General features: G+C 69.8%; 18 protein-coding genes. 10 read left to right on the top strand and 8 right to left on the bottom strand.

Annotated elements, in window-relative coordinates:
* Positions 1-302: MmpS family transport accessory protein (locus FPZ47_RS22440; protein WP_246859888.1), on the top strand; the 302-nt coding region annotated here is incomplete at its 5' end.
* 20 nt (positions 303-322) lie between these two features.
* Here the strand turns inward: FPZ47_RS22440 and FPZ47_RS22435 are convergent.
* Positions 323-1,027 (bottom strand): ferritin-like fold-containing protein, encoded by a 705-nt coding sequence (locus FPZ47_RS22435; RefSeq protein ID WP_144955430.1) that lies wholly within the window; start codon positions 1,025-1,027, stop codon positions 323-325.
* A gap of 280 nt (positions 1,028-1,307) precedes the next feature.
* Here FPZ47_RS22435 and FPZ47_RS22430 point away from each other — a divergent pair, with 280 nt between their 5' ends.
* Positions 1,308-2,903, top strand: a complete 1,596-nt coding sequence (locus FPZ47_RS22430) for a DEAD/DEAH box helicase (protein WP_144955433.1) — start codon at positions 1,308-1,310, stop codon at positions 2,901-2,903.
* 15 nt (positions 2,904-2,918) lie between these two features.
* Complete coding sequence (locus FPZ47_RS22425; protein WP_144955436.1) at positions 2,919-4,160, top strand: Rv3212 family protein; 1,242 nt, start codon at positions 2,919-2,921, stop codon at positions 4,158-4,160.
* Between the two features lie 10 nt (positions 4,161-4,170).
* Here the strand turns inward: FPZ47_RS22425 and FPZ47_RS22420 are convergent, their stop codons facing one another.
* Positions 4,171-4,971 carry a ParA family protein gene (locus FPZ47_RS22420; RefSeq protein WP_144955439.1) on the bottom strand — a complete coding sequence of 267 codons (801 nt, stop codon included), beginning with the start codon at positions 4,969-4,971 and terminating at the stop codon, positions 4,171-4,173.
* Positions 4,972-5,099: 128 nt separating this feature from the next.
* On the opposite strand from FPZ47_RS22420, the gene FPZ47_RS22415 reads away from it, so the two are divergent.
* On the top strand, positions 5,100-5,711 hold the full coding sequence (locus tag FPZ47_RS22415) for an acid phosphatase (RefSeq protein WP_144955442.1): 612 nt from the start codon (positions 5,100-5,102) through the stop codon (positions 5,709-5,711).
* Positions 5,708-6,811, top strand: coding sequence for an isochorismate synthase (locus FPZ47_RS22410; protein ID WP_144955446.1), 1,104 nt, complete (start codon positions 5,708-5,710; stop codon positions 6,809-6,811). Before FPZ47_RS22415 ends, FPZ47_RS22410 begins: the two co-directional genes overlap by 4 nt.
* Before the next feature lie 312 nt (positions 6,812-7,123).
* Here the strand turns inward: FPZ47_RS22410 and FPZ47_RS22400 are convergent, their stop codons facing one another.
* The gene (locus FPZ47_RS22400; protein ID WP_246133548.1) at positions 7,124-7,567 is read right to left on the bottom strand and encodes a hypothetical protein; all 444 of its coding nucleotides are present in this window, start codon (positions 7,565-7,567) and stop codon (positions 7,124-7,126) included.
* An 83-nt stretch (positions 7,568-7,650) separates the two neighbouring features.
* On the opposite strand from FPZ47_RS22400, the gene FPZ47_RS22395 reads away from it, so the two are divergent.
* Both FPZ47_RS22395 and whiB1 read left to right on the top strand, forming a co-directional pair.
* Positions 7,651-8,625 carry a diacylglycerol/lipid kinase family protein gene (locus FPZ47_RS22395; RefSeq protein ID WP_144955449.1) on the top strand — a complete coding sequence of 325 codons (975 nt, stop codon included), beginning with the start codon at positions 7,651-7,653 and terminating at the stop codon, positions 8,623-8,625.
* A gap of 268 nt (positions 8,626-8,893) precedes the next feature.
* A complete protein-coding gene (gene whiB1, locus FPZ47_RS22390) occupies positions 8,894-9,148 on the top strand; it encodes a transcriptional regulator WhiB1 (RefSeq protein ID WP_144955452.1) in 255 nt (84 codons plus the stop codon).
* Between the two features lie 59 nt (positions 9,149-9,207).
* On the opposite strand, the gene FPZ47_RS22385 is transcribed toward whiB1, so the two are convergent.
* Entirely contained in the window at positions 9,208-10,710 is a 1,503-nt protein-coding gene (locus FPZ47_RS22385) for a sensor histidine kinase (RefSeq protein WP_144955455.1), read from the bottom strand.
* Between the two features lie 46 nt (positions 10,711-10,756).
* A complete protein-coding gene (locus FPZ47_RS22380) occupies positions 10,757-10,972 on the bottom strand; it encodes a biotin/lipoyl-binding carrier protein (RefSeq protein WP_144955458.1) in 216 nt (71 codons plus the stop codon).
* Between the two features lie 191 nt (positions 10,973-11,163).
* Here FPZ47_RS22380 and FPZ47_RS30745 point away from each other — a divergent pair, with 191 nt between their 5' ends.
* A complete protein-coding gene (locus FPZ47_RS30745; protein WP_011728008.1) occupies positions 11,164-11,238 on the top strand; it encodes a 50S ribosomal protein bL37 in 75 nt (24 codons plus the stop codon).
* Positions 11,239-11,250: 12 nt separating this feature from the next.
* Here FPZ47_RS30745 and rsrA read toward each other — a convergent pair whose 3' ends face one another.
* Both rsrA and FPZ47_RS22365 read right to left on the bottom strand, forming a co-directional pair.
* Positions 11,251-11,556, bottom strand: a complete 306-nt coding sequence (gene rsrA / locus FPZ47_RS22370; RefSeq protein WP_144955460.1) for a mycothiol system anti-sigma-R factor — start codon at positions 11,554-11,556, stop codon at positions 11,251-11,253.
* The gene (locus tag FPZ47_RS22365; protein WP_425461831.1) at positions 11,553-12,227 is read right to left on the bottom strand and encodes a sigma-70 family RNA polymerase sigma factor; all 675 of its coding nucleotides are present in this window, start codon (positions 12,225-12,227) and stop codon (positions 11,553-11,555) included. The genes rsrA and FPZ47_RS22365 overlap by 4 nt, the downstream gene beginning before the upstream one ends.
* Before the next feature lie 324 nt (positions 12,228-12,551).
* Here FPZ47_RS22365 and FPZ47_RS22360 point away from each other — a divergent pair, with 324 nt between their 5' ends.
* Positions 12,552-13,400: an SDR family oxidoreductase gene (locus FPZ47_RS22360; RefSeq protein ID WP_144955465.1), complete on the top strand. Its 849-nt coding sequence runs from the start codon at positions 12,552-12,554 to the stop codon at positions 13,398-13,400.
* Positions 13,401-13,422: 22 nt separating this feature from the next.
* Positions 13,423-13,881, top strand: coding sequence for a YbaK/EbsC family protein (locus tag FPZ47_RS22355; RefSeq protein WP_144955468.1), 459 nt, complete (start codon positions 13,423-13,425; stop codon positions 13,879-13,881).
* On the opposite strand, the gene FPZ47_RS22350 is transcribed toward FPZ47_RS22355, so the two are convergent.
* Positions 13,875-14,741, bottom strand: a complete 867-nt coding sequence (locus FPZ47_RS22350; RefSeq protein ID WP_144955471.1) for a 3-hydroxyacyl-CoA dehydrogenase family protein — start codon at positions 14,739-14,741, stop codon at positions 13,875-13,877. The two genes, FPZ47_RS22355 and FPZ47_RS22350, sit on opposite strands and share 7 nt — an antisense overlap.
* Positions 14,742-14,870 lie beyond the last annotated feature (129 nt).

Below are 14,870 nucleotides of genomic sequence, written 5' to 3'. Positions count from 1 at the left end.
CGCCGGCCCCGCCGCCCACCGCGGCGCTGAACCCCCGCACCGTCGTGTACAGCGTGACCGGGACCAAGGGGCTGTTGGACCTGGTGAGCGTCGTGTACACCGACGCCCGCGGCTTCCCGCAGACCGAGTTCAACGTGGCGCTGCCGTGGTCGAAGATGATCGTCCTGAACCCGGGCGTGGCGACCGAGTCGGTGATCGCGACCAGCCTGTCCGGCCGGCTCAACTGCTCGATCGTCAACGCCGCGGGCCAACCGGTGGTGTCGTCGGCCAACGCCGCCATCATGGCGACGTGCACCCGCTGAGGGGGACGGGTTTTCGCCGGTCAGCCCAGCCCGAGCTCGCGCATCCGCCGGTCGTGGGTCTGCTGCAGGCGATCGAAGAACGCGTTGAGCTGACCCAGCCCGCCGGCACATGACAACACCAGATCGACCAGTTCGTCGTGGTCGGCCAGCACGTACTGCGTCTGGGTGATCGCCTCGCCGAACAGCCGGCGCGCCCACAGCGCCAGCCGGCTGCGCTGCTTGCTGCTCGCGGTCACCGCGCCGCGCACCTCGGCCACGACGAACTGCGAGTGCCCGGTCTCGGCCAGTGCCGCGCGCACCACGTCGGCCACCTCGTCGGGCAGGCCGTCGGCGATCTCGAGGTACAGGTCGGCGGCCAGCGCGTCGCCGATGTAGGTCTTGACCAGGGCTTCCAGCCACGTGCTGGGCATCGTCAGCCGGTGGTAGTTGTCCAGCGCGGACACGTACTTCGCCATCGCCACCACGACGTCGACCCCCCGACGCGACAGGGCGTCATGCAGCAGCTCGTAGTGGCCCATCTCGGCGGCGGCCATGCTCGCCATCGAGATGCGCCCCCGCAGGTCGGGCGCCATCCGGGCCTCGTCGGTCAGCCGGTAGAACGCGGCGACCTCACCGTAGGCCAGCACCGCGAACAGCTCGACGACGCCGGGATGATCCGCCGGTACCCGCGGTGCGGGCGAATCGGCCACCTGGTCGGCCGGGGAGGCAGGAGAGGCCGAAGTCATGGCAACACTCTAGTCGGCGGGCCCGGGCGGAGATGGGTGCCGGCCGCCGAACAGCTATCATGTACCTAGATGGCGGCCGTCTTCGTCCGTTACGCTTGATCTGTTATGCAAGTCGCCGCTATCGGCGAAATGTGCGCGCACAGCTGGCCCGCTCAGCCCGACTGGGTGAGGCCCGTGCCTCGGCGACGTAGTCGGAGTCGGAACTCGTGCGTGCGTGACCGCGACAGAGAAACACCGACACAACACCGAACGACGTCACCGAAAGGCTCAACCTCCGCGTATGACCGCACCGACAACCACAAGCACAACCACCACCACAACCGGGAAAACCACAACCGAGACAACCGCAACCGAGACAACCACGACCGAACTGCCCACGAAAACAACATTCGCCGAGCTCGGCGTCCGCGACGAAATCGTCCGCGCGCTGGCCGAGCAAGGCATCGAACACCCCTTTGCCATCCAGGAGCTCACCCTGCCGCTGGCGATGGCCGGCGACGACGTGATCGGCCAGGCCCGCACCGGCATGGGCAAGACCTTCGGCTTCGGCGTGCCACTGCTGCACCGCATCACGACGCGTGCCACCGAGGCCCCGCTGACCGGAGTGCCGCGGGCCCTGATCGTGGTGCCCACCCGGGAGCTGTGCCTGCAGGTCACCGGGGACCTGGCCACGGCCGCCAAGTACCTGAGCGCCGATGACGGGCGCCGCCTGTCGGTGGTGTCCATCTACGGCGGGCGGCCCTACGAGCCGCAGATCGAGTCGCTGCGGGCCGGCGCCGACGTCGTGATCGGCACCCCCGGGCGCCTGCTCGACCTGTGCCAGCAGGGCCACCTGCAGCTGGGCGGGCTGTCGGTGCTGGTGCTCGATGAGGCCGACGAGATGCTGGACCTCGGCTTTCTGCCCGATATCGAGCGCATCCTGCGTCAGATCCCCACCGACCGGCAGTCGATGCTGTTCTCGGCGACCATGCCGGGCCCGATCATCACCTTGGCCCGCACCTTCATGAACCGGCCCACCCACATCCGGGCCGAAGCACCGCAGTCGGCCGCCACCCACGACACCACCGAGCAGTTCGTCTACCGGGCCCACGCCCTGGACAAGATCGAACTGGTCTGCCGCGTGCTGCAGGCCGAGGGCCGCGGCGCGACAATGATCTTCACCCGCACCAAACGCACCGCGCAGAAGGTCGCCGACGAGCTGGCCGAGCGGGGCTTCAAGGTCGGCACCGTCCACGGCGACCTGAACCAGGATGCCCGCGAAAAGGCGCTCAAGGCGTTCCGCGCCGGCGGCGTCGACGTGCTGGTCGCCACCGACGTCGCCGCCCGCGGCATCGACATCGACGACGTCACGCACGTCATCAACTACCAGATCCCCGAGGACGAACAGGCCTACGTGCACCGGATCGGCCGCACCGGCCGCGCCGGCAAAACCGGCGTCGCGGTCACCCTGGTGGACTGGGACGAGCTGCCCCGCTGGTCGATGATCGACAAGGCGCTGGGCCTCGATTCGCCCGACCCTGCCGAGACGTACTCCAACTCACCGCACCTGTACGCCGAGCTGGGCATTCCCGCCGAGGCGAGCGGCACCGTCGGCAGTGCGCGCAAGTCGCCGGTCAAGCGCCGCGCGGGCTCCACCGGCGGAGACGCCCCGGAGCGCAAGCCCGCAACCGCCCGTAGCGGCGCACGCCGCCGGCGCACCAGGGGTGGCGAGCCCGTCACCGGGCACCCCGCCGGCGCGCCGGCTCCGGCCGCCGACGGCGGCGCCGACGGACCGTCCGGCTCCCCGGAGGGCAACGGCGCGACCACGCGGCGGCGCCGCCGACGTCGCAAGCCCGCCGAAGGCGGCGCCGTCTCCGCCGCCACCACCTCGGACTGAGGCCCGCGCCGCGGCATGGTCAGACCGGAGCGCCGAACCAGGGGCGACATGCTGGCCGCCGCGGCTATCGCGGTCGTCGTTGCCGTCGCCGCGTCCCTGATCTGGTGGACGAGCGACGCCCGCGCCACCATCAGCAGGCCAGCCGCCGTCCCGGCGCCCACCCCGAAGCCGGTCCGCGACGTCCCGGCCGCCCTGCATCAGCTCTGGGCGGCCGCCAGCCCCGCCACCACCTCGCCGGTGGTGGTCGGCGGCACGGTCACCACCGGCGCCGGCCGGCGCGTGGAGGGGCACGACCCCGGCACCGGTCGGACACTCTGGAGCTATTCCCGCGATGTCGACCTGTGCGGGGTGTCCTGGATCTACCGCTACGCCGTCGCCGTCTACCGGGACGACCGCGGATGCGGTCAGGTCAGCACCCTGGACGGGTCGACCGGTCGTCGCGGACCCGCCCGCAGCGGCTACGCCGATCCGCGTGTGCGGCTGTCCTCCGACGGCACAACGGTGCTGTCGGCCGGCGACACCCGTCTGGAGCTCTGGCGCTCGGACATGGTCCGGATGCTGGCCTACGGCGAGACGGACGCCCGGGTGAAGCCGTCGGCGCGGGGACTGCATTCCGGATGCCGGCTGCTCTCGGCCGCGGCCAGCTCGGCCGCGGTATCGGTGCTCGAGAGCTGCAGGGACCAGGCCGATCTGCGGCTCGTCCTGCTGCGGCCGGGCAAGGACGACGACGAGCCCCGCCAACAGGTCGTGGCCGAGCCCGGGGTCCGGCCCGACTCGGGGGCGCGCGTGGTGGCCGTGTGGGAGAACAACACCGCGGTGTACGTGCCGTCACCGCAGCCCAGGCTGGACGTCGTCGACGAGACGGGCACCACGGTGTCGAGCACCCTGCTGCCCAAGCCTCCGTCGCGCGCGGCGATGGCATCACTGGCGGGCAACCTGGTGACCTGGTGGACCGGCGACGCCCTGATGGTGTTCGAGGCGAGCACCCTGACGCTGCGCTACACGATCGCCGCGGGCGGGGCGACGGCGCCGTTGGGACCCGCGGCACTGATGGCGGGCAGGCTGCTGGTGCCGGTCAGCAACGCGATCGGCGTCTACGACCCGGTCAGCGGGGCCAACGAGCGCTACATCCCGGTGCAGCGGTCGCCGGGCGCCCGGCAGGCCGGCAGGGAGGCCGTGGTGCCCGCCGTGGTGCCCGCAGTGTCGGGCTCGCGGGTGTTCGAGCAGCGCGGCGACACCGTGGTGGCGCTGGGCTGACCCGGAGCGCCTACACCTCGACGGTGAACGTCGGCAGCGCTTTGCCGCTCTTCCAGTGCTCGAGCAGCGCCCTGGCCAACTCGCCGTAGGCCTGCGCACCCTTGTTCCGGCGCCCGGCCATCACCGACGAACCCGAGGCGCTGGCCTCGGCGAAACGCACCGTGCGCGGGATCGGCGGGGCCAGCACCGGCAGGTCGTAGCGGTCGGCGACGTCGAGCAGCACGTCGCGGGTGTGGGTGGTGCGGGCGTCGTAGAGCGTCGGCAGCGCGCCCAGCATACGCAGGTCCGGGTTGGTGATCTGCTGGACGTCGGCGACCGTGCGCAGGAACTGGCCGACGCCGCGGTGCGCGAGCGTCTCGCACTGCAGCGGCACGATGACCTCGCCTGCCGCCGTGAGCCCGTTGAGCGTCAGCACGCCCAGCGACGGCGGGCAGTCGAGGATGACCACGTCGAACTGGCCGGAGAGTTTGGCCAGTGCCCGTTTGAGCGCGTATTCGCGCCCGGCGCGCATGAGCAGCATCGCCTCGGCGCCCGCGAGGTCGATGTTTGCCGGCAGCAGCGTCATCCCCTCGACCGTCGTCACCAGCGCGGCGCCCGGCTCCACCTCGCCGAGCAGCACCTCGTGCACCGACACCGGCAGCTTGTCGGGGTCCTGGCCGAGCGAGAAGGTCAGACAACCCTGCGGATCCAGGTCGACGAGCAGAACCCGCTGCCCCGCATCCGCCATCGCCGCGCCCAGCGAGGCGACCGTCGTCGTCTTGGCGACACCGCCCTTCTGGTTGGCCACCGCCAATACCCGGGTCTTAGCCACAGGCGCCGCCCCTTCTCGTCGACTTCGCGCTGCATCGTCCCCGCGCAGTCACAGTGCCATCCTGGCATGTTCGCCCGCCCCGCGCTGCGGCCGACAGGCCCGGGCTCGCGTCGGGCAGAATCGGTTGCATGGGCTTGTACAACCACCGCCTGGTCCTGCTGCGCCACGGGGAAACCGCGTGGTCCAAGTCGGGCCAGCACACGGGCAGCACCGATCTCGAACTCACCGAGAACGGCCGGGCGCAGGCCGAGCTCGCCGGACAGGTGCTGGCCGAACTCGAACTCGCCGACCCGCTGGTGATCAGCAGCCCGCGGCAACGCGCCGTCACCACCGCCAAGCTGGCCGGGCTCGCCGTCGACGAGGTGTCCGACCTGCTCGCCGAATGGGATTACGGTTCCTACGAGGGCTTGACGACGCCGCAGATCCAGGAAACAGTCCCCGACTGGCTGGTCTGGACGCACGGATGCCCCGGCGGCGAAAGCGTGGCGCAGGTCAGCGAGCGCGCCGATCGGGCGGTGGCCTTCGCGCTGGAGCAGATGACCTCCCGAGACGTGCTGTTCGTGGGCCACAGCCACTTCTCCCGCGCGGTGATCACCCGGTGGCTCGAGCTGCCCCTCGTCGAGGGCAGCCGCTTCTGGATGGTCGCCGGCTCGATCGCCATGTGCGGTTTCGAGCACGGCGTGCGGCAGCTCGCCGCGCTGGGGCTGACCAGCCACCCGCGGGCGCTCGCACCCGGGTGAGCACGTGCAGCGAACCGCCGTTCGCGCTGTCCGGCCCGCGGGGCACCCTGGTCGCCGACGGCGTGCGCGACCGATTCTGCGACGTGCGCGCGGCACAAGCGGCGCTGCGCTCCGGCTCGGCGCCGATAGTGTTGGGCGCGTTGCCTTTTGACACGGACAAGCCGGCCGCGTTGCTGGCGCCGGTCGGCGTCGCGCGCACCGAGGGTCCCCCCGACTGGCCGACGGGCCCGCTGCCGGCGGTGCGCGTCACCGCCGCCGTCCCGCCGCCCGCCGACTACCGCGACCGGATCAGCCGCGCCCGCGACCGGCTCCGCGCACCGGGCGGCCCGCTGCACAAGGTGGTGCTGGCCCGCGCGTTGGAGCTGGCCGCGGACGCTCCCCTGGACGCCCGCGTCGTGCTGCGCCGGCTGATCGCCGCGGACCCCGCCGCCTACGGCTACCTCGTCGACCTGACCGGCGCCGGCGGCGACTACGGCGGCGTCGCACTGGTGGGCGCGAGCCCAGAACTTCTCGTCGCCCGGGCCGGGGACCGCGTCGCGTGCCGGCCGTTCGCCGGTTCGGCCCCGCGCGACGCCGACCCCGATCGCGACGCCGCCAACGGCGCCACACTGGCCGGTTCGGCCAAGAACCGGCACGAGCATCAACTGGTGATCGACGCCATCCGGGACGCCCTGGAGCCGCTGTGCGACGACCTCACCATCGCGCCGGAGCCCCACGTGAGCCGCACCGCCGCGGTGTGGCACCTGTGCACCCCGATCAGCGGTCGGCTTCGCGATACGTCGACGACCGCAATAGATTTGGCGTTGGCGCTGCATCCCACTCCCGCGGTCGGCGGCGTCCCGACCAGGGCCGCGACCGAACTCATCGCCGAGATGGAAGGGGACCGCGGTTTTTATGCCGGGGCGGTCGGGTGGTGTGACGCGCGCGGCGACGGCACCTGGGTGGTGTCCATCCGCTGCGCGCAGCTGTCGGCGGACCGGCGCACCGCGCTGGCGCGGGCCGGCGGCGGGATCGTCGCCGAATCCGACCCCGACGACGAAGTCGACGAGACCACAACCAAATTCGCCACGATACTCGCCGCTCTCGGAGTGCGCTCGTGACCACGGCGATTCGCCCGGCCGCGCCGCGGCACACCGCCGACATCACGGCCATGATCCGTGCGCCGGCCGAATTCGAGCGCGACCCCGAACAAGGCGCCGTCACCGAAACGCAGGTTTCCACAACGCTGTTCGGCCCTTTCCAAGCGCCCACCGTCACGTCGCCGAAGTCCAGGGCCGCGTCGCCACCGAGGCGCTGTGGTGTGTGCGGCACACCGGTTGTTCGTGTGGCCCCGGGTTTGCCGGCGTGGCGTGACGCGCGCGATGCTGTCGGGGCCGGCGCGGGCGGGGAAAGCCGCGGCGCGAGTCGACCGCCTATCTGCTGCCCGGCTCCCGACTGGCCGAACTGGCCGGCCCGCGCTGATCGCCCCCGGCGGCCCAGCGCACGCCGGCGGGGCTGAACAGCAGCACCAGCACGCTCAGCGCCACCACCCCCGCCGGGATGCCGACGGCCGGCCGATGCGAGCCCACCGCGACGTACCACGACACGGGCAGCAGCAGCAACTGGGTGACCACCGCGAGCCCGCGGCCCCAGCGCCTGCCGGTGGTCAGCGCGCGTCCGGCGACGAGCACCACGCCGCCGACCAGGACGAACCAGACCGCCGTCGCCAGGCCGTTGACCAGGCGCTGATCCGCTCCGGCGATTCCCCGGACCACCAGCACCGCGGCCACCACGAGCGCGACCGCTCCCTGTGCGGCAACGATCACACCTGCCAGCCGCACGGCAGTCGGCGCCACCTGTCTGCCGGCGAGTCCCACGGCGCTAGCGTAGTCACCGTCGCCGCACTCCTCCTCGGGCCGTCACACGGCCCGCATCGTCGCACGGCCTAGGCTCAGTCGTCATGCGCGCCGTGCTGATCGTCAACCCCACCGCCACATCCACCACGCCCGCCGGTCGCGACCTGCTCGCGCACGCCCTCAAGAGCCGCCTGCAGCTCACCGTCGAGCACACCAATCACCGCGGCCACGGCACCGAGCTCGCGCAGGCGGCCGCGAAAGACGGCGTCGACCTGGTCGTCGTGCACGGTGGCGACGGCACGGTCAGCGGGGTCGTCAACGGCCTGCTCGGCCGCCCCGGTTCGCCGCCATCATGGCCCGTTCCCGCCGTCGCCGTGGTGCCCGGCGGCTCGGCCAATGTGCTGGCGCGGTCGCTGAGCATCGCCCGGGACCCGGTCGCCGCCACCAACCAGCTCATCCAGTTGCTCGACGACCACCGGCGTCACCAGACCTGGCGGCGCATCGGATTGATCGACTGCGGCGAGCGGTGGGCCGTGCTCAACACCGGGATGGGCGTGGATGCCGAGGTGGTGGCCGCGGTCGAGGCCGAACGCGACAAGGGCGGCAAGGTCACGCCGTGGCGCTACGTCCGCGCCGCGGTCCCCGCGGTCTGGGGTTACACGCGCCGCGAGCCGATGCTGACACTGGAATTGCCCGACCGGGCGCCGCTCCCCGGGGTGAGCTTCGTCTTCGTGTCGAATTCCAGTCCGTGGACCTTCGCCAACGAGCGGCCGGTGTGGACCAATCCCGGCTGCACCTTCGAGTCGGGACTCGGGGTTTTCGCCCCCACCAGCCTGAAGCTGATCCCCAGCCTGCGGATAGCCCGGCAAATGCTCGCCAAGCGGCCCAAGTTCGGGTTGAAGAACCTCATCACCGCGGACGACGTCGCGTGCCTGCGCGTCACCTCGACGGGAGGTCCGGTCGCCTGCCAGTTCGACGGGGACTACCTCGGCACCCGGGAAACCATGACCTTCCGGGCAGTTGCCGACGCGCTCCCGGTCGTCGCCCCTCCCGACAAAAGCCGCCCTGAGCTGCGGTGACGAAGGAAGAAGAGAAGACCGGGAAAAAATCCCCCGGCGGGTAGCGGCGAAGTGTAGTACAACGGTGTAAGGGCTTGACTAAGAGTTCGTCAAAGTGAGATAGCCCACGAGCGAACGCACGCTATTGACTTCTGTTGAGCCTGTGAAACGATCAAAAGGTTGCATGCAGAAATTTACGTAGGGGTACGGATCGTTTTTCTTCTGCACGCTTAACAGCCGAAGAAATTGCCGTGCGTCTTGCTGCGCACTCAGTGAGGAGTAACAACGTATGGATTGGCGCCACAAGGCGGTCTGTCGGGACGAGGACCCGGAGCTGTTCTTCCCGGTAGGGAACAGTGGCCCGGCGCTCGCGCAGATCGCTGACGCGAAACTGATCTGCAACCGGTGCCCGGTGACGACCGAGTGCCTCGGCTGGGCCCTGAACACCGGTCAGGACTCGGGCGTCTGGGGTGGGATGAGCGAAGACGAACGACGTGCACTGAAGCGTCGCAGCGCTCGGACGAAGGCCCGTAGCGGAGTTTGACCCGGTTTCGCACGACAGTGCGGCCTCGACGATCGTCGGGGCCGCACTGTCGTGCGGGGCTACAGCTGCAGCCGCCCCCGACGACCGATCGGCACCCGTAGCACCACGTCGGTGCCCCGCTCGGCCCCGTCGCGCATGCCCAGCGTGCCGTCCAGTTCCGCCGAGACCAGGGTGCGCACGATCTGCAACCCGAGGCTGTCGGACTTCTCCAGGCTGAATCCTTCGGGCAGTCCGCGCCCGTCGTCGTGCACCACGACATCGAGCCAGCGCGCCGAGCGCTCGGCCCGAATCGTCACCGAACCCTCCTGGACCGCAGGATCGAACGCGTGCTCGATCGCGTTCTGCACGAGTTCGGTGATCACCATGATCAGCGCCGTCGCACGGTCGGAGTCCAGCACCCCGAGGTCACCGACCCGGTTGATCCGGATCGGCCTGTCCACCGATGCCACGTCGTTCATGATCGGCAAGATCCTGTCGATGACCTCGTCGAGGTTGACCTGCTCGTCCACCGACATCGACAGCGCGTCGTGCACCAGCGCGATGGAGGACACGCGGCGCACCGACTCCATCAGCGCTTCCCGTCCCTCGGCGTTGACCGTCCGGCGGGCCTGCAGCCGCAGCAGCGCCGCCACGGTCTGCAGGTTGTTCTTGACCCGGTGGTGGATTTCCCGGATCGTGGCGTCCTTGGAGATCAGGGCCCGGTCGCGGCGCTTCACCTCGGTGACGTCGCGGATCAGCACCGCCGCCCCCTTGCTGGTGCCCTGCACCAGCAGCGGCAGCGTCCGCAACAGCACCGTGGCGCCGCCGGCGTCGACCTCCATGCGCATGCTCAGCCCGCCGGCCACCAGGTCGTTGATGTGCTCGGCCACCTCCTGGGCCTCGAAGGGGTCCGAGATCAGCGGCCGCGTCACCTCGATCAGGTTGCAGCCCTCCAACTTCGTCGTCAGACCCATGCGGTGGTAGGCCGACAGCGCGTTGGGGCTGGCATAGGCGACGACACCGTCGACGTCCAGGCGGATGAAGCCGTCGCCGGCCCGCGGCGTCGAGCGCGACATGGCCACGTCGCCCACGTCGGGAAAGGTTCCCTCCGACAGCATCTGCACGAGGCTCGTCGCGCATTCGCGGTAGGCGGTCTCGAGCTGGCCGGATTTGCGGCGGGCCGCCAAGGTGTTCTGGTGTTGCGTGAGCACCGCGACCACCTGGCCGCCGTAGCGGACCGGGGACGCCTCGACGTGCGGCCCCAGCAGTTGCCAGGACGTCTGCGGACCCACGACGGGTTCCCGGACGGCGGCGCCGGAGACAAAGCTCTCGGCCACCAGCGGCATCTTCTCGGCGTCGACGACGCCCCCCACCTCGTCGGCATGCATCACCGTCGGCGCGGTGTTCGGCCGGCATTGCGCGACACAGACCAGCATGCCGTCGTCGCGGCGAACCCACATCAGGTAGTCGGCGAACGACAGGTCGGCCAGCAGTTGCCACTCCCCGACGACCGCGTGCAGGTGGTCCACCGCGTTGCCGGGCAGCACCGTGTGCTCGGCGAGCAGATCACCGAGAGTCGACATCACATGCTCCCGAGCCGTCCCGGTGGTGAATGCGCGGACCCAACGGCTAGCTGATGACGGCGATGAGGTCACCGGCCTGGATGACGTCGCCCACCGAGACACTCACCTGGCTGACCGTGCCGTCGACCTCGGCCAGGACGGGAATCTCCATCTTCATCGATTCCAGCAGCACGACGATGTCGCCCTTGCCGATCTGGTCACCCTCGTTGACGACGACTTCAAGCACGCTGGCCACGATTTCGGCGCGAACATCCTCCGCCATCTTCACCTCATCCGTTCCGGACGTCGGCGCATGCTGGCTGCCGACCCACGCTCATGTATATCGAACCACAGCGCCCGCGGCGACCGCGGCGCGCGGGCTGTTGGTCGCGCATCCAAGCGACGTGAGAGACTGAGGGACGACGTGACGGGCGGCGGACGCCCGGTTTTCGACCCGATGACGGAGGTTCCCCGATGGCCAAGCGTGGCCGTAAGAAGCGCGACCGCAAGCACAGCAAGGCCAACCACGGCAAGCGGCCCAACGCCTGAGCGCCGGTACCGCTACCGCATATCCCGGATGATGGTGGTGCGGCGGATCTCCAGCCTGAGCCGCTCCCGCAAGGCGTCCGGAGCCTTCTCACCTCGGCATTTGGAGGCGATCAGCGCCTTGATCCGCTCCTCGAGACCGTAGTGCTTGAGGCAGCCGGGGCACGCGTCCAGATGCTGTTGCAGCCTCGCGCGGGACTCCGGTGTGCACTCGCCGTCGAGCAGGGTCCACACCTCGGCGATCACCTCGGCGCAGCCGAGGCCGCCGTGGGAATCGCTGTCCTCGGCGCGCGGGTCGACCGAACCGGAATACTCGCTCATGACGACACCTCCTCGTGTGCCTGTCGACCGCGATTGAAGCCACGCTCTTTGGCCACGTCGGCCAGAAGACCGCGAAGCTGACGCCTACCACGATGCAGCCGTGACATGACGGTGCCGATCGGAGTGTCCATGATCTCGGCGATCTCCTTGTAAGGGAAACCCTCGACGTCGGCGTAGTAGACCGCCATCCGGAATTCTTCCGGCAATGCTTGCAGCGCCTCTTTGATCTCGGCGTCCGGCAGCGATTCGAGGGCCTCGACCTCGGCGGAACGCAAACCGGTCGACGAATGCTTGGCGTTGGACGCCAACTGCCAGTCGGTGATCTCCTCGGTCGGGTACTCCGCCGGCTGTCGCTGCCTCTTGCGGTAGCTGTTGATGTAGGTATTGGTCAGGATGCGGTAGAGCCACGCCTTGAGGTTGGTACCGGCCCGGAACGAGCGAAAACCCGCATACGCCTTCACCATCGTCTCCTGCAGGAGGTCCTCGGCGTCGGCCGGATTGCGGGTCATGCGCAGCGCACCGCCGTAGAGCTGGTCCAGCAGGGGAATCGCGTCACGTTCGAACCGCGCGGTCAGTTCTTCGTCGGTCTCCGGTGCGGGCTCGGGAGGCTGCGATGGCGTCGGGCCGTCCCGGCCATCTTCGCCGTCCCGGCCATCTTCAGAGTCGGCCATCTCGATTACCCCGGTCCCTTCTGCTGCGGTGTCGCCGGACAAGACCGGAAACGCCCCCGGACTCGCAAACATGCAGACCAACTGCCCGGCGCCCAGCGGGCTGCCCAACAGGCTCGTCGCCGTTGACACCAGACTGCTCCTCCCAATCTAAAGGCTGCCACCGACAGTGTCTGCGGGTGTTCGCGTGCATCGGAAACCGGGGGGTACAACAGCGCTGGCCCGGGCGGCTATTTCCGAGGTGCCTCGCCGGGCCCCGCAGGGCCCTCGCAGCGCAGTGGTCGAGGCCCGGTCGGCGCCGTCGCACCAGCAGGTTAGTGTGACGCCATGTCCCTGAACGGCAAGACCATGTTCATCTCCGGCGCCAGCCGCGGCATCGGCCTCGCGATCGCCAAACGGGCCGCACAGGACGGCGCCAACGTCGCCCTGGTCGCCAAGACCGCCGAGCCGCACCCCAAGCTGCCGGGCACGGTCTACACCGCGGCCAAGGAACTCGAGGAGGCCGGCGGACAGGCGCTGCCGATCGTCGGCGACGTCCGCGACCCGGAATCCGTCGAATCCGCGGTGGCCAAGGCCGTCGAGCAGTTCGGCGGCATCGACATCTGCGTCAACAACGCGTCGGCGATCAATCTGGGGTCGGTCCTCGAGGTGCCGATGAAGCGGTTCGACCTGATGAACGGCATCCAGGTGCGCGGCACCTACGCGGTGTCGCAGGCGTGCATCCCGCACATGAAGGGCCGGGAGAACCCCCACATCCTGACGTTGTCACCGCCCGTGCTGCTGGACAGCAAGTGGCTGAAGCCCACCGCATACATGATGGCCAAGTTCGGCATGACGCTGTGTGCACTCGGCATCGCCGAGGAGATGCGCGCCGACGGCATCGCGTCGAACACGTTGTGGCCGCGCACGCTGGTCGCCACCGCCGCCGTGCAGAACCTGCTCGGCGGCGACGAGGCGATGAGCCGGGCCCGCAAACCCGAGGTGTACTCCGATGCGGCCTACGTCATCCTCAACAAACCCGCCCGCGAGTACACCGGCAACTCGCTGCTGTGCGAGGACGTGCTGGTCGAATCCGGCGTCACGGACCTGTCGGTGTACGACTGCGTGCCGGGTTCGCAACTCGGCCTCGACTTCTGGGTCGACGGCGTCAACCCGCCGGGATACACGGGCTCCTAGCGGACGCCGGCGGGTTCCTGGCGTGGCCGGCGCCCCCACACCGGGCATCGCCGCGTTGGTCGCAGCCGGCGTGCCGCACGAGGTCGTGCGCTTCGAGGCCGTCGCCGACCTGCCGGAGTCCGGCGACGTCGCCGCCGAACAGGTCTTCAAGACGTTGGTCATCGCGCTGCCGGGCGAGTTGGCCGTCGCGGTGCTGCCGGTGCCGGCGAAGCTGTCGCTGAAGGCCGCCGCGGCCGCGCTGGACGCGCCCAAGGCCACCATGGCCGAACCAGTTGTCGCCCAACGGGTTACGGGTTACGTGGTCGGCGGCATCTCCCCGTTCGGTCAGCGCAGGCGGCTGCGCACCGTGGTCGACACCTCGGCGCTGCGCTGGGACCGGGTGCTGTGCAGTGCCGGCAGGCGCCATTGGGACGTCGCGGTGACCCCGGGGGACCTGATCCGGCTGACGGGGGCGGTCACCGCCGACATCCGGGTTCAGTAGGTGTAGAAACCCTCTCCGGTCTTGACACCGAGCTTTCCCGCATCGACGTAGGCCTGCAACAGGTCTCGCGCGCGTGTGGGCAGGTACGGGAACTCCGCGGTGTAGTGGCTTTCGATGTCGAGGACGACGTCCAGGCCGACCTGGTCCATCATCTGGAACGGCCCGACCGGAACGCGCCAGTTCTCCTTGAACATCCCGTCGACATCCTCGGGCAGGGCCACCCCTTCGGCGACGACGGTCAGCGATTCGCGCTTGATGGCCGCCCAGATGCGATTGAAGATGAATCCGGTGGACTCCCGGCGCACTTCGAAAGGACGAAAACCGAACTCGGGCAGCACCCTCAGCAGCGTGTCCAGCAGTCCGCGCCCGGTGTGGCCGTCGGACATCAGCTCGACCGCGTTGATCCCGGGCGGCATGTAGAAGTGCGTGTTGCACAACCGCGTCTTGTCGCGCACCTGTTCGGCCATCAGACGCGAGGGCAACGACGACGAATTGGTCCCGAAGATGGTGTCCGGCGGCGCGGCCCGGTCGATCTGGCCCCAGATCGCGGTCTTGACGTCGATCTTCTCCGGAACGGATTCGACGGCAAGCCAGGCGCCGTCCAATGCCTCCTCCAGCGAGTCCGCAGCCGTCACGCTGCCCGGTTCGCCGAAACCTCTGTCCGCCAACAGCTTCGGGAGGGATTCGGTTACGTACTGGGTCGCGGACGCGAGCTGTTCCGCGCGCCGGGCGTGGATTCGCACGGTTCCGCCGCGGCCGGCGAACATCAGCGCGATGCGGCGACCGAGGGTCCCCGCGCCGATCACCGCGACCGGGCGGTCTTTGACGTCGTCGAAGGTGTAGCTGTAGGTGCCAGTCATCCACGCATGCTATGCGAGCGTCGAGGTCGGCGCCTCGAGTCGACGTCAAACCACTTGTGTCACTTGCGTTTCTGTGGTCACTGGGCGGCCGGTTTTGTCGGTGGGTGCGCATAGTGTCGCGGTGTGGGT

The sequence above is a fragment of the Mycobacterium helveticum genome, assembly GCF_007714205.1.
In the GTDB taxonomy this organism is placed as follows: Bacteria; Actinomycetota; Actinomycetes; order Mycobacteriales; family Mycobacteriaceae; genus Mycobacterium; species Mycobacterium helveticum.
Note: the sequence above shows the minus strand (reverse complement) of the source record. Positions and strands in the feature narration are given on the sequence as shown.